Here is a 17,997-nt window from a genome sequence, read left to right on the forward strand (position 1 = left end):
GTGGTGGTGGGGGTCCGGGTCGGCAGCGCGCAGATGGGCAGCAGCGACGTCCGGGCCAGTTCGTTGATCTGGCGGATCGCGTCATCGAGTGAACCGGAGGGCAGGCCGGCGGCGACCTGGGCGCGCTCGGATTCGCGGATGTCCTCCAGGCGCAGCACCTCGCAGTCCAGCGGCCCCTTGGACTGGCCGAAACTTATGAGCGACAACTCGTTTCGGGCGTTCAGGCAGCCGACCAGAAACGGCTCCTGCAGGGACAGGCCCAGGAACGAGGTCTGCACACCGCGCATGATGGCGACCGTTTCGTCCTGCTCGCTGACGTAATAGTTGTTGCGGATGATCTCGCGGGCGATGGTCAGCCCCGCCACCACCACCAGAAGGACCACCACAGCGGCGATCAGCATCCGGCGTTTGGAGCGGGGCGGTCGTTGCTCCTCGGGTTGGGTGACAACCCTTTTCGGCTGGTTTCGCTTGGGGTTGAACGCCGAGGCGCGACCCGCGGCGGTGTTCGGCGGGATGGTGTCGTCATCCACGCCGGAGACGGCACCGGCCAGGATCGGCTGGGTCTGGCCGTAGTCGTAGTCCACGACGTCGGCGACCACCACGGTGACGTTGTCGGGGCCACCGCCGCGCAGTGCGAGTTCGATCAGCCGGTCGGCGGCGTCGACCACATCGGGGATCTGCAGTGCCTCGGCGATGGTGTCGTGGCTGACCGGGTCGGACAGTCCGTCCGAACAGAGCAGGTACCGGTCGCCGACCTTGGCCTCGCGCATGATCAGGGTCGGCTCGACCTCGTGACCGGTGAGCGCGCGCATGATCAGCGATCGCTGCGGATGGCTGTGCGCCTCCTCGGCGGTGATGCGTCCCTCGTCGACCAGGGTCTGGACGAAGGTGTCGTCCTTGGTGATCTGGGTCAGCTCACCGTCGCGCATCAGGTAGCCGCGGGAGTCGCCGATGTGCACCAGCCCGAGCCGGCCACCGGCGAACAGGATCGCGGTCAGCGTGGTGCCCATGCCCTCGAGCTCGGGATCGGCCTCCACATGGGCGGCGATGGCCGAGTTGCCCTCGTGCACCGCCACATTGAGCTTGTTGAGCAGGTCGCCGCCGGGCTCGTCGTCGTCGAGATGTGCCAGCGCGGCGATCACCAGCTGGGAGGCCACCTCACCGGCGGCGTGGCCGCCCATGCCGTCGGCGAGCGCCAGCAGCCGGGCCCCGGCGTACACCGAGTCCTCGTTGTTGGCGCGCACCAGACCCCGGTCGCTGCGCGCTGCGTATCTGAGCACGAGTGTCACGGGCGCAACTCGATCACTGTCTTGCCGATTCGTACCGGCGTTCCCATCGGAACCCTTACCGCCGTAGTCACCTTCGCCCTGTCAAGGTATGTGCCGTTGGTCGATCCTAGGTCCTCCACGTACCATTCCGACCCCCGTGGTGACAGCCTGGCGTGCCGTGTCGACGCGTAATCGTCGGTGAGCACCAGGGTGGAGTCGTCGGCACGGCCGATCAGCACCGGCTGGCTGCTCAGCGTGATGCGGGTGCCGGCCAGCGCGCCTTCGGTGACCACCAGGTGCCGGGCGATGTGGCGCCGCTCCCCCTTGGGCAGCAGTGACCCGCGGAGCGCGAGTCCGCGGCGCACCATGACGGCGCCGGTGGGCGCATAGATGTCGGTGCGCAGGATGCGCAGCACCGACCAGATGAACAGCCACAGCAGCAGCAGAAATCCGACGCGCGTCAGCTGCAGTACTAGCCCCTGCATCCGACGTCCTCTCCGTCCCAGTTCCGTGCGAGTTCCGCCGTCACGATACTGGGAGGCCCGAAGGCCTGTTGCTGATCGACGCTCAGTGGACCCGGACGATGATCTCGGAGTGGCCCAATCGGATCACGTCACCGTCGGCGAGCTGCCACTCCTGGACCGGCGCGTTGTTCACCGTGGTGCCGTTGGTGGAGTTCAGATCCGACAGCAACGCGACCTGGCCGTCCCAGCGGATCTCCAGGTGGCGGCGCGACACGCCCGTGTCGGGCAGCCGGAACTGGGCGTCCTGGCCGCGGCCGATCACATTGGCGCCTTCGCGCAGCTGGTAGGTGCGGCCGCTGCCGTCGTCGAGCTGCAGGGTGACGGTCGCCGCGGCGCCGTAGCCGCCGCCGTAGGGAGCGGGCGCTGCGGGCTGGGCGCCGTAGTCATAGCCGGCGGGCTCGCCGTAACCCTGGTCCGGGTAGCCGCCCTGGGCCGGGGGCTCGCCGTAACGGCCGTAATCGGGCGCCGCCGGGGCGGGCGGTGCCGCGTAGTCGGCGCGGCCGTACTGCTGGCCGCCGTAGCCGCCCTGATCGGGATAGCCGCCCTGGTCGGGGTAACCACCCTGATCGAGATAGCCCGGGGCCTGCGGTGCGGGCGGACGGCCGTAGCCCTCGTCCTGGCGGGCCGGGGGGCGACCGTAGTCGTAATCGCCGTACCCGGGCGGCGGCGAGGCCGGCGGCTGGCCGTATCCGGCCGGCGGCGGCTGCTGGCGGTAACCCTGGTCGGGGTATCCGGCCGGCGGCTGACCGCCGGGCTGGCCGTAGCCCGCGGGCGGACGCTGCTCATACGACGGCGGCGGGTAACCCTGATCCGGGTAGCCGCCCCGATCCTGCGGGTAGCCACCCTGGTCGGGGTAGCCGCCCGGACGCGGCGCGTAGCCACCCTGCTCCTGCGGGTAACCGCCCTGTTCCTGCGGGTGGCCCTCGCGGGCCTCGTCAGGCTGGCGGTACCGGTCGTCGTACTGATCGTCGCCGGGCCGACCCTGTCCCTGGCCTCGGTAGCTCGGGTTGTCGGTCATCGCTGGTGCTCCTGGTTCTGTGGACGCGCGGTCTCGTTCTGCTGGTGCGGGTTCGCGGGTGGTCGTGTCTGGGTTGACCGCTCCACGGGCGCGGAACTGTCCGGTGTGCAGGCTCGGCGATGGCTCAAACCTGACGACCACATCACCATACGTTTGCCACCCCTGGTCATGGATGAAACCCTCCAGGTGACGGGCAAATGTGGTCGATGTCCGGTCAGGGTCGGCGCTCACCTTCTGGTAATCAGCCTCACTGAGGGTAATGACGTAGTCGTTGGGGGCCAAAATACGGCCGCCGCCGACGTTGCGAGATCTGGCCTCGGCTTCGCGGCGCAACAGCGCCTCGACCTCCTGCGGGACGATCGAGCCGCCGAAGACCCGCGCGAAGGCGTCACCGACGGTGGATTCGAGGCGTCGCTCGATGCGATCTGCCAGACCCATCACACCGCCTCTCTGCCTCGTCGTACCGTCGTCGGTCCCCGCGCCGCGTGTCGCTCTGGCCACACTGCTCACAGGCATGTTATCGGCCTATCGCGCGAAAGCGTGACCAACAGATCTCTGAGAATCGGATCACGCCAGGTCAGCAGGGGTGGTGGGGATCGACTTCCATGGGTTTGGGGGCGGCGGGCGTGGAGTGATAATGTTGCGCGGTCGCTCGGGCGAGTGGCGGAATGGCAGACGCGCTGGCTTCAGGTGCCAGTGTCCTTCGGGACGTGGGGGTTCAAGTCCCCCTTCGCCCACACCATGTTCGCAGGGCCTCGGTTATCCGGGGCCCTGTGTGATTTCCGGGGGTCGGAGTGTGTGCGATCCCGCCGTGGAAATCGGCGCGCGCGGATCGTCAATGACGTTATGGCGCAGCCGAATCACGACGCCGGCGGGCGGCGTTTCCTGCAGTTCTGCTCACGCGCCGGTCCGGATCAGTGACACCCGCGTCTCGCTGTAGGCCCGCAGCCCACGGCAGATGGACGCATCGCGCAGGGTGCCGGGACGCCGTCACATGTGGCCCCGGTGGGATTGGGCCGGCTGAACTGCCACCGCCCGTCGATCAGCCGCATCTCGTGCGTCCAGCCGCCCGTCTGGGAGGTCACCGTCGTGCAGCCCTCCCCGCACGGGGAGAGGGTCAAGTACCACTGCGAGTCGGTGTCGGGGTCGGACCAAGGCTCGGTGCCGAGCACGGTGAACTGCCGGCTGCCCTGGACGTACTGGTCGTGCATGCCGGAGAGTTCCTCGGCCGACACCGGACCGGCGAGCATGACGGCGCCGCCGCCGCGCCGGTAGTGATCAGCGAATTCAGTGAGGTGGAGGCTGCTGCGGGTACGGCGGGGGCCACTGGCCTCCCGGGGGTGGCGGTTGTTGTTGCGGCTGCCAGTACGGCTGCTGACCGTGCCACTGCGGCCACTGGGGCGGCGGGTAGTGCGGATACTGCGGCGGGCCCGGCCGGGTCGGCTTCGTCACCATCTTCACGATGGCCCAGATGATCAGACCAACGATCAGCGCCAGGATCAACAACCGGCCCAGGACCTCTCCGACCACTCTGGCCGGATGGTCTGTATCCGCCAGAGTCATCGCAAGATCAACAGTCACCATCGTGGCTCCCCCCACCGTCCGGCTCGTCCGTACCAGCCTATGGCCGTGTGGGCATGCTCCCGACAGAGATTTTCAGTGCTGCAGTTGCGCGGGCAGCGCGGCCCGATCGATGTCGCCCTTGGCGGTGACGGCGATATCGGCGGCGAACACGACGACCTCGGGGATCTCATAAGGCGCCAGCCGCGTGCGGCAGAAGTCGGCGATGCCCGCGGTGGTCAGGGATTCGTCGCCGACGATCACCGCCGCAACCCGCTCGCCGTAAAGGTCGTCGGGCACCCCGACGACGGCGGCGCGGGCGATGTCCGGGTGGGTGTGCAGTACGGACTCGACGCGTTCCGGTGCGATCTTCTCGCCGCCGCGGTTGATCAGGTTCTTGATCCGCCCGGTGACGGCGAGGTGGCCGCCGCCGTCGATGGTGCCGATGTCGCCGGTGTGGAACCAGCCGTCGGCGAAGGCCGCGGCGGCGGATTCTGTTGCGGGCCCCAGATATCCACGCACGACCGTCGGTCCGKTGAGCAGGATCTCGCCGGTTCCCGACGTGCTCACCCGGGCGCTGACCACGCTGGGGCGCCCGACGGTGCGGGTGCGAACTGTGACGTCGTCGCCGGCCACTGCGGTCGACGCCTGGTGGGTGGTTTCGGTCATGCCGTAGGCGGCGAGCACCACGGCACCGAAAGTCGACTCGAGCGCGGCGGTGTCCTCTGCGCTGAGCGGGGCGCTGCAACTGCGGATGAATCGGAGCCGCGGGTAGGCGGCTCCCGGGATGGCGCGGCTGAGCAGGATGCGGTGGATGGTGGGCACGGCGGTGTACCAGGTCGCTTTCGCGGCCGCGATGTCATCCCAGAAGGTGTGCGCGCTGAACCGTCCACTGGCCGGCAACAGCAGCGTTCCGCCACTGGCCAGTGTCGCCAGCAGTGCCGCGACCAGACCGTGCCCGTGGAACAACGGCATCACCGCCACCGTGGCGTCGGTCTCGGTGAGCCGGTACCCGCTGACGATGCCCGTGATCGACGACGCCAGGTTGTGGTGGGTCCACGGCACGAGTTTGGGTGCGCCGGTGCTGCCCGACGTCATCATGATGAGCGCGTCATCGCCGCTCAACCCTGCTGGTCCGGACCCGGCACGGGGCGGTGCGGCAGCATCGAGCATGGTCGGCAGGCCGGCCTGATCGGGGATCAGCAGCCAGTCCGGGCAGTCGGTGTCGAAGTCCCAGGTGCGCAACCGGTCGGTCACCACCACCCGAGCTCCCAGCGCTTCCACCCGCCGGCGCTTGTCGGCTCCGGGCACCGTGGGGTCCATCGGTGCCACCACCACGCCGGCGCGGGCGGCCGCGATGAGCGCGACCACGAACTGCGGGCCGTTGGAGGACTGCAGCACCATCACATCGCCCCGGGACAACCCTGCACTCACCAGCTGTGTGGCCAGTTGGTCTGCGGCATAGGATAATTCGGCGTAGCTGTGGCGCCGGTATCCAGAGCCGCTGATCAGCGCGGTGCGCGACGGGTCGGAGGTGCGCAGGATGTCGCCCAGCCGCCAGGACGGAGCATGCGTGTTCATCATCGGATTGCCTCCGCGAGATCCGTTCGGGGATTGAGGTTGGTCAGATGGCCGGACTCGGTACCGGCCGTGACGTCGAGTTCGCAGTCGATGAGCGTCGGCCGGCCCGACGCCAACGCCTCGGCCAGCGCGGCGCGCAGTTCGTCGGCCGTGCGGACGTGATGGCCGACGCCGCCGAACGCGGTGATGAGGTGTTCGTGATGCGCGCGCGGCGCCAGCACCGTCGGGGCGGGATCGCTGCTCGCCGGGTCATTGCCGTCGCCGCGGTAGACGCCGCCGTTGTTGAGCACCACCACGCAGACCGGAAGTTGGTAACGGCAGATGGTCTCGATCTCCATCCCGCTGAATCCGAAGGCGCTGTCGCCCTCGACCGCGACGACCGGCTGACCGGTCTCGACCGCGGCGGCGATGGCATAACCCAGCCCGACGCCCATGACACCCCAGGTGCCGCTGTCCAGTCGGTGCCGCGGCACCTGCATGTCCAGCACGTTGCGTCCGACGTCGAGGGTGTTGGCGCCCTCGTTGACCAGATAGACATCGGGCCGTTCGGACAGAACCTCACGGATCGCGCCGAAGGCGTTGTGGAAGCGCAGCGGATGCGGATCCTCGGCCAGCCGGGCGGCCATCTTCGCGTCGTTGGTGCGCCGGCGTTCGGCCAGCCGGTCCCGCCACTGCGGCGGGCAGCGCAGGTCACGCTGCACCGCGCCGCGCACCAGCGCGTCCAGCACCGAGCCCAGGTCGCCGGCCAATGGCACGGTGATCGGCTGGTTGCTGTCGAATTCCGTTGGATCGATGTCGATCTGAATGAACTGGGCATCGGGCGACCATTGCGGTGCCTCGCCGTGACCCAGCAGCCAGTTCAGTCGCGCCCCGGCCAGCAGCACCACGTCGGCCTCGGCCAGCGCCAGCGAGCGGGCCGCCGCGACCGACGCCGGATGAGCATCGGGCAGCAGGCCCTTGGCCATCGACATCGGCAGGAACGGGATGCCGGTCTGCTCGACGAACGCGCCGACGGAGCCCTCCACCCGCGCGTAGGCGGCGCCTTTGCCGAGCACGATGAGCGGCCGGCGCGCCGAGGCCAGTAGGTCCAGGGCCGCCACGACGCTGCTGTCGGCAGGCCGTTGCGCCGGAGCCGGGTCGACGACCTCCCACAGCGATCGCCGTCCGGTGCCGGCGTCGACCACCTCGCTCAGCACCGAGCCGGGGATGTCCAGATAGACCCCGCCTGGGCGACCGGACACGGCGACCCGGATGGCCCGGGCCACGCCGCGACCGATGTCCTCGGCGCGGTTGATCCGGAAGGCGGCTTTCGCGAACTGACGCGCCGCGGCCAGCTGGTCGAGTTCCTCGTAGTCCCCGCGCTGCAGATCCACGATCGCCCGGTCGCTGGACCCGGCGATGTGGATCATCGGGAAGCAGTTCACCGTCGCATTAGCCAGCGCCACCATGCCGTTGAGGAAACCGGGGCCGGAGACGGTCAGCAGCACACCGGGTTTCTGGGTGAGAAAGCCGGCAGCACCGGCGGCATGACCCGCGGCGGACTCATGCCGAAAGCCCACGTACCGGATGCCCGATGCCTGGGCCAGTCGTGCCAGGTCGGTGATCGGGATGCCGACGACGCCGTAAAGGGTGTCGACGTGATTGCGCTGCAACGCGGCCACCAGGAGATGGAAGCCGTCGGTACGCGCCGTCCCGTTCATGGGGAAAGTCTGCGTCCGGGGACACCCTCGGCGATATCCGGCTGACCGGGAATGAGCAGTGGGGGCTAGCCCTACCTCGGCGCGCTAGCAGGGATCGCCGGGCGGGGTGTAGTAGGGCACGCCTTCGACCGTGTAGCAGGGGATTTCTCCCGGAACGTAGGGTACGTGCGCTGACGCGATGGCGGCACCGACGGCGACATCGCCGACGATGTTGGTACACCCGCCGGCGGCGAAGTGCCGGCCATCGGCCCCGGCACAGACATCGGCACCGGCCACCGGCGCGGATACGACGGGCAGGACGGCCGTCGATGCGCTGAGCAGCGCGCCGGCCAGCAGGGTGGTGGTGCGTGTGACCATGGGAGTCTCCTTTTGGGGCGCGGTGCCTGGTGACAATTGTCGCGGTCGTAGGGGTGCGGGGACGGGGATTGCGGATATCGGGCATGAATCCTTGACCCCGCAAGATCCTCGACTGTGCGGCGTCCCGGGCCGCGGGTGCGAAGGGCGATGTCCACGGCCCGGTGGGCTGCGACCAGCCTTTGCCGAGCCGGTCGGTGCCGCCTTGATCCGCGCGCCAAGCTCACGGTCGGGTGGTCTCAAATCCGCACCAACTCTTAGCTATTCATGACACGACGCTTGGGATACCTCGGCCGAGCCGCGCACCATCGTGGCGGGGGATCGATCCAGGGATGCCGTCTCGGCAAGGGGAGAACATTGATGAAGATTCTGCGCGCGACCATCGCGTTGCTGTTCGGGATGAGCGCGGCCATGGTGGCACCGGTGCCTGCCGCCGCCGCTCCCGGACCGGGTGGAGCCACGGTCCTCACGTTGGCGCCGGCTTTCGGACCGCTGGACTCCGACTGGCTGCGCGGGGAGCTGTTCGCCGCACCCAATGAGGTGCTCAAAGTGCCGTACAACAACTTTCCCGGCGCCACCAACACCAACAAGGGCGCCGACAAGCTCAACGAGATGCTGCACTCGACCGCGGGGCCCATGATCGTGGCCGGGCACAGCCAGGGCGCCCAGGTCGCCGACGCCTGGTTGCGCCGGTACGGGCCCACCCGCGATATCGACCCCGCCACAGTGACATTCGTGATGACCGGTGATCTGGAGAGCAAGTACAACGGCTGCGCCAACGTCCCGGGGAGCGGTTGCGTGGCCGCCTACGGCGGGAACGGCTTCCCCGATGACACCCCGTACACGGTCAAAGTGATCGCCCGCCAATACGACTACTTCGCGGACTGCCCGAACGACCTGAACAATGCGGACGCGAAGAAGAACCGTGGCGCCGCCAGCCTGGTGGGCGGCAAGGGCGAGCTCAAACCGGTCCACAACGACTACAGCAACATCGGTCTCAACGACCCCGCCAACAAGATCTTCGTCGAGGGCAACGCCACCTACATCTTGGGGGCCCCGGCCACCTATTTCCTGCCGATGGTCACCCAGCAGTGGACACCCAACAGTCAGAAAGTGGGGGATGACGCCCGGTTGCGTCCCATCGTCGAAGCCGGGTACACCCGGCCGATGGGCACTCTGCCGATTCCCGCGGCGCCTTAGCGGACCTCGACCGGACTCTTGCGGGCCGCTTCCAGCGATGTGCCCTCGATATCCAGATCGGGCACGTACTTGTCGAACCACTTGGAGTGCACCCACATTTTGTCGCCGAGGATGCTCATGATGGCCGGGATCAAGGTGAGCCGCACGACGAACGCATCGAGGAAGACGCCGACGGCCAGGCTGAGGCCGATGGATTTGATGATCGGGTCATTGCCGGCGAGGAAGGCGATGAAGACACCGAACATGATGAGTGCGGCCGCCGTCACCACCCGTGCCGACAGACCGACACCGTTGCGCACGGCCTCGAGCGCGTCGGTGGTGTTGCCGAGTTCCTCTTTGATCCGGGAGACGACGAACACCTCGTAGTCGCTGGACAGGCCGAAGATGATGGCCAGCAGGATGATTGGCAGGAAGCTGATCGTCTCGCCCGGTGTGACACCCAGAAGGCCTGCGCCCCAGCCCCACTGGAAGACCGCCACCTGCACACCGAGGGCGGCGAACACCGACAGCAGGAACCCGACGATCGAGGTCAGCGGCACCAGGGCGGCGCGGAACGCGACGGTCAGCAGGATGAACGCAAGCCCGACCACGACCACCACGAAGATCGGCAGTGCCGCGGCGAGCTTGTCAGAAGTGTCGATGTTGGAAGCGGTGTTGCCGCCGACGAGAATGGTTGCGCCGGTGCCGGCTTCGATGGCCGTGCGGTCGGCACGGATCTGCCGGACGAGATCGGCGGTGGCGAGGTCGTTGGGCCCGGTCTCCGGGATCACCTGGATGACGGCCGTACGATTGTCGCCGCCGGCCGGCGCCGCGGCCACCACGCCGTCTTCGCGGCCGATATTGGCGGCGATGGTGGCCACCGCACCCGGATCGGTGGCCTTGGAGACATCGGCCACCACGAGCAGGGGCCCGTTGAAGCCGGCGCCGAGATGCTCGGAGGTCAGGTCGTAGGCCTGGCGTGAGGTGTTGGATTCGGGTTGAGACGCGCCGCTGGGCAGCCCGAGATGCATGCCGAGGGCGGGTAGTCCGATGATCACCAGGGCCGCGGTCCCGCCGAGCAGCAGCGGCGTGCGGAAGCGCACCACGAAGCGGGCCCAGGCGGCGCCCATCGTGCGCTGTGGGGTGTAGGCGGCGACCTGGGCGACCTGCTTGGCACGGCCGGGCTGAAGCGGCGTGTCGATGAACTTCGCGACCTTGCCGCCGGCGAACCCGCACATGGCCGGGAGCAGGGTCAGGGAGATCAGCATGGCGATGAACACCGATATCGCCGCGGCCACCCCCATGTAGGTCAGGAACGGGATGCCGACCACCGCGAGGCCGCACAACGCGATGATCACCGTCAGGGCGGCGAACACCACGGATCCACCGGCGGTACCCACGGCCAGTGCCGCCGCCTGGTCGCGGGGCATCAGCAACAGCAGATTGTTGCGGTAGCGGTTGAGGATGAACAGCGCGTAGTCGATACCGCAGGACAGCCCGAGCATCAGGGCCAGCGATTGGGTGGCCGAGGGGATCTCGACGAATGCCGCCACCACGAATATGCCGAAAAGGCCGATGCCGACGCCGATGCCGGCGGTGATGATCGGCAGCCCGGCGGCCACCACGGCGCCGAAGGTGACCAGCAGGATGAGGAACGCGACCACGATCCCGATGATCTCGGCGATCATCGGGGGTTCCACCTTGTAGCCCGGGTAGACACTGCCGGAGTATTCGACGCGGAGCCCGGCGTCCTGCACCGGCTTCATCGCCGTCTCCAGCTCGGTCAGAGCATCGTCGCTCACTTCGCCGATCTGCGCCTTCCACTGCACCGTGCCCAACCCGACCCTGCCGTCGGGAGCGATCTGGCGGGTCTGAGCGGGTCCGGCGGCCGCGGCGATATCCGGGATGGCGGTGAGGTTGGCGACGGCCCGGTCGATCGCGGGGGCGAAGGCGGGGTCGGTGACCGCACGGTTCTCCGGCGCGGCAATGGTCAGCTGAGTCTGCGCGCCGGAGAAGGCGGGCAGGTTCTGCTGAAGCTGCTCGACCGCGCGCTGCGATTCGGTGCCGGGAATCGAGAAGTTGTCCGAGGGCTGGCCCCGTAGGCCGATGAAGGCCGCCGCCATGCCCAGCAGGACCGCCAGCCACACGCCCAGCACCAACCAGCGACGGTGGAAACTGAATCTGCCGAGCGCATACAGATAACGGGACACCACAACCCCCGGGTATTCGAGACAAGACAACTGGTCACGCTATGTATGCCCATCGACGGCGGTTTGACACGTGATGTCGGGTACAGCGACGAACTCAGACAGCCAACTGCCGGACGAGGGCGTCGGCCCCGGTGATCACCGGGGCAAACCGCCTGCGCGCGGCTGAACCCAGCCAGTCCTCGCGCCGCAGCTCGTAGACGTGCTCGATGAGCTCGCGGCCGTCCTCCACCAGGACATGACTGTCGACGAATCGATAGCCGAGGGTGGTGGAGACCGTGGTGCTGGCGGTRTTCTCCTCGAGCGCCCAGGATTTCGCTGCCTCGGCGTCCAGGTGGGCGAACGCGAGCTCGAGCACGGCGGCCCGCGCCCGGGTGCCCAACCCGCGGCCCTGGAACGGCGCCGTCAGCCAGGAGGTGGTGCCGACGACCCGGCGCTGTGGCCACTGCTCGAAACCCGACACGCTCTGCAGGCCGACCGGTACGCCGTCGACCAGAACCGCCAAATCCAGTGTCCAGCCCGGCCGCTTGGTGAGATCGCGATTGGATTGCACACGGGCGATGCGCTGACGTTCGATCTGCTGCGGCGTCCGCCCGTCGATCCACTTCACGAAATGCGTCTGGTCGGTGGGCAGCACCGCCCCCGGTGTCGCGGCATGGCGGGCGAGCTCGGCGAGTTGGGCATCCGAGGGAGCCGCCAATTCGGCACCGTCCACCGCGATCCGCAACGCGAATTGCGCTCCCGCATCGGTCATCACGTCGACAGTAGCCCCCACCCGACCAGGAATACCGTACCCAGCGAGACCACCGTCAGCGGGACCCCGAAGCGGAAGAAGGTGCGCGTGGAATAGCCGCCCGGCTTCATCACCATGAGATTGGACTGGTGGCTGAACGGGTTGAGGAAGGTGAACGAGATGCAGGTCCCGATGATGGTCAACAGCAGCACGGGGTCCAGGCCGCTGCTGCCCGCGACCGCGATGGCGACGGGTGTGAGGATGGCCGCAGCCGCCGAGTTGGTGACGAGGTTGGTCAACAAGGTGGTGCCGATGGCGATCACCAACACCACCAGGGCGGTGTTGCCGGCCGAGAGCGTGAGCACCGCGTCCGAGATCCGTTCGCCCAGGCCACTGTTCACCACAATGGTGCCAAGCCCTACCGAACCGGCGATGATCGCGAGGATGTTCCAGTCCAGGGCCCGCACCGCCGACCGAGGTGTCAGCACCCGGGTGACGACCATCAGCGCCGCCCCGGTGACCGCGACGAGTTCGATGGCCGCCAAGCCCAGCGAACCGGCGACGATGACGGCCACCAGAATGGCGAGCGCCACCCAGGTCTTACCGGTCTGCGGGGCCYTACCGGCGACCTTCTGCCACAACCCGATCGAGGGATGGCCGGTCAGGACGTCCGGGGAGGCGGCGGTCACCAGGCACATCTCCCCGGGCGTGGCGGGGATGTCCCGGAGCCGCTCATCGCCTTCGGCCGCGACGACGGTGATGTCCTCGTTCTCCTCGAGTACGCGTACCGAGGATTGTTCATTGGTGGCGATGGACACCATGTACAGGTCTTGCGGTGACAGGCCGAACCGCGGGCTGGCCCACAGCATGCGTACACCCGCTTCGGTGGCGCGGTAAACCAGTACATCGTCGGCCTGCAGAACGCTGCCCGTATCAACCGGCTGCCCCCGGCGCAGCACCTCGAGCAATTCGAAGACGGGGGTGGTGTGGATGCCGAGGTTCGCCGCGCTGCGTCCAACCGCATTGGCATTGGCCGAGATCGGGATCTCGGCGCGCCAGGACGCGGTGTCACCGCCGGTCTCGGATCGCCCGCGCAGCATCAGCGGGCCGGTGATCAACAGCACCACCCAGCCGACGATGGCGACCGGAACCGCGACCGGCGCGAAGGAGAACATCGACACCTCGACCCCGGCGGGAGCGGCCAGTCCGGCGATCAGCAGGTTGGAACTGGTGCCGATCAAGGTGGCCGAACCGGCGAGCGTGGTTGCGTGCGCGATCGGCAGCAACACCGAACGCGCCGGCACCCCGGACTGTTGCTGCAGTTCCCTGGCCGCGGGGATCAGCATGGCCACCAGAGGTGTCGTGTTGATGAGCGCGGACACAACGCCGGTGGGCGGGATCAGCCGGCCCAGCGCCTGCCGCGGCGTGGCCACCCCGGCCAGCAGCCGGTACATCACGCGGGAGATGACGCCGGTGTGCAGCACGCCCTTGGCGATGACCAGCATCGCCGCGATGGTGATGACACCGCCATTGCTCAACCCGGCGAACAACTCGGCCGGCGTGGCGATACCGGCCAGGCCCGCCGCCACCAGCGCGCAGATCAGCGCGAGCACGGCGGGCACCGCTCCGGTGGTCATGGCGACGAGGGTGGCGACGACGATGATCGCCGCGACTATCTCCATGCCGGGGATTATCGCCCTGCCGGCGCCTCGTCGGCGGGCGGGCTGCTCTTGCGGACGTTCTTCAGCCGGTACAGATCCCGGTCCGCCTCGGTGAGCATCTTGGCGAACGAGCCCGGCTCGTAGGCGGGTCCGACCGCAATGCCGGTGCTGACGTGTACCGGGCCGTCCCCGCGGAGGGTGTCGGCCAGCGCGCGAGCCTGACTCTCGTCGTACCCGGAGACGATGGCCACGAACTCATCACCACCGAGCCGTCCGACGAGAGCGGACGCGGGTAGCTGCCGGGTCCAGCGCCGGGTCAGCTGCATGAGCACGCTGTCTCCGGCGGCGTGCCCGTCGCGGTCGTTCACGGATTTGAAATCGTCGATGTCCAGCACGATGACGGCCAGCGATTCCCCGCGCCGCCGTGCGCGCGGCAGCAGGTCGTCGAGTTCCCGGTTCAGCCCGGCACGATTCCACACGGCGGTCAGCGGGTCACGCAGGGCCGCCTCCATCAGGGCCGCGTGCAGTAATCCCAGCAGCTCGGCGGCACCCAGGATGCACACCGGGAACAGCAGGTACCACAACCATGGGACGGGTGCCGGGGCGATCCACATACCCACGCTGACCCCGGCGGCGAGCAGGGCGCCGACCACCCGCGCGGTCGTGGGCCGGTGCCAGCTGCGCACGAAGACCGCGATGAGGATCAACGGGACCAACGCCCATACCTGCGCGGCTGGCTCTTGATGGCCCAGCACCGCGGCCAGGGGTGCGATACACGCGCACACCAGGGCCACCGTGTAGCGCCAACCGCACAGCTGCCGCGGCACGGCGGCCAGCAGCCCGACCACACTCAGTGCCACCGAGATCCATTCGCCCCACGCATCTGGCCGGCCGAACGCGGTCGCGATGGCCAGGACGTAGAGCACCAGCCCGGTCGTCAGGTAGATGAGCAGCATCCGGCGACGCAGCACCGTATTCAGAACCGGCACACCCACCCCGTCCCCACCCGCGTTGATCAGCAAACCATTGTGCACATTCCTACCGAATTGCGGAACGGGATGGGTGAGAGCGTCGAATGGACGGGCGTCCAACGCCTGTCAGGTTGACGGCGACGCGCTACCGGTGCACCGGCGGGCGGCAGCCAGCGAATTCCGCGCGAAGAGCTGGCGGTCCGCTGTACGACGTGGGGACGCGCCCAACGGGTCTGGCAAATTTTCGCCTGGCGGTCCGGTGACCGCGGTGCGGATATCGGTGAATCTCCGATTCACCACCACGGGTCTTTCCCAGCCGGAAGACAGCAACGCAACGCCACGACGAAATACCGGACTCCACCTCGTGTACGCCGATCGTGCGACACATGTGGCAAAAACTGACAGAATTGCAGATTCCTACTAACGTAACCGTTAATATTCTGCTCGCTGTGATGTCCGTCACGGCGCAGGGCATATCTGCAAACGAAACGAGGTGGGGAAACATCGATGGCAGGTGGGCACCGGTTGCCGAAGGGCGCCAAGACGAATCGGTCGGGCAGCGGACGTCGCGGCAGCCACCGCGCCAAGAGCACGCGCCCGGAACCGTACGCCTGGCTGGGTGCGAGCGCGGTGACCCTCGGCCTGGGCGCTGCCCTGGCCAGCGGCACCGGGGTCGCCTACGCCGATGACGGTGCCACCGGTTCGACGTCGACGAGCAGTCAGTCGTCCACGCCGACCGGTCAGAGCTCTTCGGAGAACGACAGCTCCTCGCCGAACGATTCGTCCACCACCGGGCCGCAGACCACAAACGAGCCCGAAGAGTCGACCGAGGACGACACCGGCATCGACGTCGGCCTCCCGGACCCGGAAGAAGCCGACACCACCAAGAAGAACACCCGGGGCGCGCACGTCCGCGGCGCGAAGTCCGTTCTGCAGAACCGGCTTTCGGCGGCCACAGCCGCCAGTGAGATCGCCAAGACGCCCGAGGTCAGTGTCGCCGCCACCGAGGACTCTCTCCAGGATCCGGGCGCACCGCAGGCGGGCACCACCTCCACCACGCCGGAGGTGGCTTCCTCGCCGAGTGTCACCACCTACGCGTCGACATCGTCGACGACGTCCCTGGCCGGCGCCAACCAGATCTCCTCCAATGCAGCTGCCGCGGCCGACCCGGCGCCGGTCCCGAAGGCGATCGCCGTTCCGGTCCTGAAGTTCGTCGGCGGAATCCTGAACCTGTTCGGGGTCAACACCAATTCCCCGCTGCCGCAACTGGATGTGGGCCTTGCCGCGGCATGGACCTGGTTCCGGCAACTGCAGACCGAGTGGGGCATCGCGCCGCCGACCGGTGTCGTGGCCACGCCCACCGGGCCGGACCCGGAAACCGGCACGGTCACCGGATTCCTGAGCGCCAACAATCCGTCCGGCCTGGCGCTGACCTACACGGTGGCCATCGATCCCCTGCTCGGTGAGGTCACGCTGGGCGCCAACGGCGCCTTCAGTTACACCCCGTCGGAAGCGGCGCGACTGGCCGCCATCATCGCGCCCCTCAGCGATATCTTCACCGTCACTGTCTCCAATGGCATCGCGTCCAACTACGCACTGGTCACGGTGCCGATCGGTGCGACGACCGCCGGCACCCCGGGCATTCCGGCGACCGTGTCGCAGAGCACCAACACCACAACAGGTTTGGTGACGGGTCAGGTCGGTTCGACCGGGCCTGCCGGGCACACCTTGACCTACCAGGTGCTGACCTCCACGCTGGGCGGCCAGCTGACCTTCAACACCGCGACCGGCGAATACACCTATCAGCCGTCGGCCCTGGCGATGGCGCTGGCCGGCCTGGGGATCGGGCCGGTCTCCGACGTGTTCACGGTGGTCGCCAAGAACGGCTCGCTGACGAGTCTGCCGGGGATCATCACGGTGCCGATCACCGCGGGCAACGCGACCCCGGGAACCCCGGTCTCGGTGTCCCAGAGCACAAACCCGGCCACCGGTTTGGTGACCGGCCAGCTCGGATCGAATGATCCGGCCGGGCAGACGCTGTCCTACGACGTGCTCACGTCGACGTTGGGCGGCACGCTGACGCTCAACAGCAACACCGGCGCCTACACCTATCAGCCCTCGGCGCTGGCCATGGCGTTGGCCGGTCTGGGCATCGGGCCGGTGTCCGATGTGTTCACGGTGGTCGCCAGCAACGGCGTCCTCACCAGCCTGCCTGCCATCATCACGGTGCCCATCACGGCGGTCGATGCGACGCCGAGCGCACCGACCACTGTCTCACAATCCACCAATCCGGCAACGGGTTTGGTGACCGGCAGTGTGGGGTCCACGGATCCGGCGGGTCAACCGCTGACCTACAACGTGATCACCTCGACGCTGGGCGGCACGCTGACCTTCAACAGCCAGACCGGTGGGTACACCTATCAGCCGTCCGCGCTGGCGATGGCGCTGGCCGGTGCCGGCATCGGCCCGGTGTCCGATGTGTTCACGGTGGTCGCCAGCAACGGCGTCCTCACCAGCATGCCGACCATCATCACCGTGCCGATCACGGCGGCAAACGGCAAGCCGGGCACGCCGGTCGGCGGGTCGCAGACCACCAATGCGGGAAGTGGTCTGGTCACGGGCAGTGTGTCGGCCACCGACCCGATCGGTCAGGGCGTCACCTACGAGATCATCACCTCGACCATCGCGGGCACCCTGAACTTCAACGGAGCCACCGGCGCGTACACCTACACGCCGTCGGCGGCGGCGCGGACGCTGGCCTCGGCCGGGGTGACCACACCCGATGTCTTCACGGTGGTGGCTCGGAATGCCGCGGGGACGAGCAGCATTGCGACCATCACCGTGCCCATCGCGCCGAACCCGGCAGCGCCGAGCACACCGACAAAGACCAACCAGGCAGTGAACAGCACCAGTGGTCTGGTGACCGGCAAGATCGTATCGACCGATCCCAACGGCTTGCCGCTGACGTATACCTTGACGCTGGGCGGGATTCAGGGCAACTACACGGTGAGTGCGAATGGCGACTTCACCTTCCAGCCATCTACGGCGGCGCGTACGGCGTCGTGGGCGGCCGGCGGCAACCTCAACGATGTCTTCACGGTGACGGTGTCCAACGGGTACTCCAGTTCCAGCGCCATCATCACGGTGCCGGTGAGTCCCAAGCGTCCCTTCTAACCGGTTCTGGACGGGCAGGTTCGATCGCAACGGTCGGACCTGCCCGTTCGGCGTTCGTGGTTAGGCT

At 68.1% G+C, this 17,997-nt stretch carries 14 protein-coding genes and 1 tRNA gene; 3 read left to right on the plus strand and 12 right to left on the minus strand.

All coding sequences use genetic code 11. The features are described from left to right. From AC1DTF_RS25865 to AC1DTF_RS25875, 3 genes are all read right to left on the minus strand, one after another. Positions 1-1,289 (minus strand): PP2C family protein-serine/threonine phosphatase (locus AC1DTF_RS25865; protein ID WP_477476145.1); only part of this gene is annotated, 1,289 nt, incomplete at its 3' end. Then, positions 1,286-1,753, minus strand: a complete 468-nt coding sequence (locus tag AC1DTF_RS25870; protein ID WP_057169137.1) for an FHA domain-containing protein FhaB/FipA — start codon at positions 1,751-1,753, stop codon at positions 1,286-1,288. The genes AC1DTF_RS25865 and AC1DTF_RS25870, both read right to left, overlap by 4 nt. A gap of 82 nt (positions 1,754-1,835) precedes the next feature. Further along, positions 1,836-3,248 carry a DUF3662 and FHA domain-containing protein gene (locus AC1DTF_RS25875; protein ID WP_477476146.1) on the minus strand — a complete coding sequence of 471 codons (1,413 nt, stop codon included), beginning with the start codon at positions 3,246-3,248 and terminating at the stop codon, positions 1,836-1,838. 216 nt (positions 3,249-3,464) lie between these two features. Between AC1DTF_RS25875 and AC1DTF_RS25880 the strand changes: the two genes are divergently transcribed. Continuing rightward, positions 3,465-3,547, plus strand: a tRNA-Leu gene (locus AC1DTF_RS25880). Positions 3,548-3,724: 177 nt separating this feature from the next. On the opposite strand, the gene AC1DTF_RS25885 is transcribed toward AC1DTF_RS25880, so the two are convergent. The 5 genes from AC1DTF_RS25885 to AC1DTF_RS25905 all read right to left on the minus strand — a co-directional run bounded on the left by AC1DTF_RS25885 (position 3,725) and on the right by AC1DTF_RS25905 (position 8,008). Beyond that, entirely contained in the window at positions 3,725-4,060 is a 336-nt protein-coding gene (locus AC1DTF_RS25885) for a hypothetical protein (RefSeq protein WP_477476147.1), read from the minus strand. A 37-nt stretch (positions 4,061-4,097) separates the two neighbouring features. Continuing rightward, a complete protein-coding gene (locus tag AC1DTF_RS25890) occupies positions 4,098-4,394 on the minus strand; it encodes a hypothetical protein (protein WP_477476148.1) in 297 nt (98 codons plus the stop codon). Positions 4,395-4,466: 72 nt separating this feature from the next. After that, a complete protein-coding gene (locus tag AC1DTF_RS25895) occupies positions 4,467-5,954 on the minus strand; it encodes an AMP-binding protein (RefSeq protein WP_477476149.1) in 1,488 nt (495 codons plus the stop codon). Then, the gene (gene oxc, locus AC1DTF_RS25900) at positions 5,951-7,651 is read right to left on the minus strand and encodes an oxalyl-CoA decarboxylase (RefSeq protein ID WP_477476150.1); all 1,701 of its coding nucleotides are present in this window, start codon (positions 7,649-7,651) and stop codon (positions 5,951-5,953) included. The genes AC1DTF_RS25895 and oxc overlap by 4 nt, the downstream gene beginning before the upstream one ends. Before the next feature lie 84 nt (positions 7,652-7,735). Then, positions 7,736-8,008, minus strand: a complete 273-nt coding sequence (locus AC1DTF_RS25905; RefSeq protein WP_477476151.1) for a hypothetical protein — start codon at positions 8,006-8,008, stop codon at positions 7,736-7,738. A 357-nt stretch (positions 8,009-8,365) separates the two neighbouring features. On the opposite strand from AC1DTF_RS25905, the gene AC1DTF_RS25910 reads away from it, so the two are divergent. Beyond that, entirely contained in the window at positions 8,366-9,205 is an 840-nt protein-coding gene (locus AC1DTF_RS25910) for a PE-PPE domain-containing protein (RefSeq protein WP_477476152.1), read from the plus strand. Here AC1DTF_RS25910 and AC1DTF_RS25915 read toward each other — a convergent pair. From AC1DTF_RS25915 to AC1DTF_RS25930, 4 genes are all read right to left on the minus strand, one after another. After that, positions 9,202-11,424: an MMPL family transporter gene (locus AC1DTF_RS25915; protein ID WP_477476153.1), complete on the minus strand. Its 2,223-nt coding sequence runs from the start codon at positions 11,422-11,424 to the stop codon at positions 9,202-9,204. The genes AC1DTF_RS25910 and AC1DTF_RS25915 overlap by 4 nt on opposite strands. A 64-nt stretch (positions 11,425-11,488) precedes the next feature. Then, positions 11,489-12,145, minus strand: coding sequence for a GNAT family N-acetyltransferase (locus AC1DTF_RS25920; protein ID WP_477476154.1), 657 nt, complete (start codon positions 12,143-12,145; stop codon positions 11,489-11,491). Further along, positions 12,145-13,806, minus strand: coding sequence for an SLC13 family permease (locus AC1DTF_RS25925; RefSeq protein WP_477476155.1), 1,662 nt, complete (start codon positions 13,804-13,806; stop codon positions 12,145-12,147). The genes AC1DTF_RS25920 and AC1DTF_RS25925 overlap by 1 nt, the downstream gene beginning before the upstream one ends. Positions 13,807-13,814: 8 nt before the next feature. Next, the gene (locus AC1DTF_RS25930) at positions 13,815-14,774 is read right to left on the minus strand and encodes a GGDEF domain-containing protein (RefSeq protein WP_477476156.1); all 960 of its coding nucleotides are present in this window, start codon (positions 14,772-14,774) and stop codon (positions 13,815-13,817) included. Between the two features lie 489 nt (positions 14,775-15,263). On the opposite strand from AC1DTF_RS25930, the gene AC1DTF_RS25935 reads away from it, so the two are divergent. Then, entirely contained in the window at positions 15,264-17,930 is a 2,667-nt protein-coding gene (locus tag AC1DTF_RS25935; RefSeq protein ID WP_477476157.1) for a hypothetical protein, read from the plus strand. The last annotated feature ends 67 nt before the right edge of the window (positions 17,931-17,997 follow it).

The sequence above is a fragment of the Mycobacterium sp. P4_H6 genome (assembly GCF_056400845.1).

Bases quoted from the DNA above. Each gene is read 5' to 3' on its own strand.
- AC1DTF_RS25905 (WP_477476151.1), bottom strand. From the start codon at position 8,008: ATGGTCACACGCACCACCACCCTGCTGGCCGGCGCGCTGCTCAGCGCA.
- AC1DTF_RS25910 (WP_477476152.1), top strand. From the start codon at position 8,366: ATGAAGATTCTGCGCGCGACCATCGCGTTGCTGTTCGGGATGAGCGCG.
- AC1DTF_RS25935 (WP_477476157.1), top strand. From the start codon at position 15,264: ATGGCAGGTGGGCACCGGTTGCCGAAGGGCGCCAAGACGAATCGGTCG.
- AC1DTF_RS25890 (WP_477476148.1), bottom strand. From the start codon at position 4,394: ATGGTGACTGTTGATCTTGCGATGACTCTGGCGGATACAGACCATCCG.
- AC1DTF_RS25870 (WP_057169137.1), bottom strand. From the start codon at position 1,753: ATGCAGGGGCTAGTACTGCAGCTGACGCGCGTCGGATTTCTGCTGCTG.
- AC1DTF_RS25885 (WP_477476147.1), bottom strand. From the start codon at position 4,060: ATGCTCGCCGGTCCGGTGTCGGCCGAGGAACTCTCCGGCATGCACGAC.
- AC1DTF_RS25875 (WP_477476146.1), bottom strand. From the start codon at position 3,248: ATGGGTCTGGCAGATCGCATCGAGCGACGCCTCGAATCCACCGTCGGT.
- oxc (WP_477476150.1), bottom strand. From the start codon at position 7,651: ATGAACGGGACGGCGCGTACCGACGGCTTCCATCTCCTGGTGGCCGCG.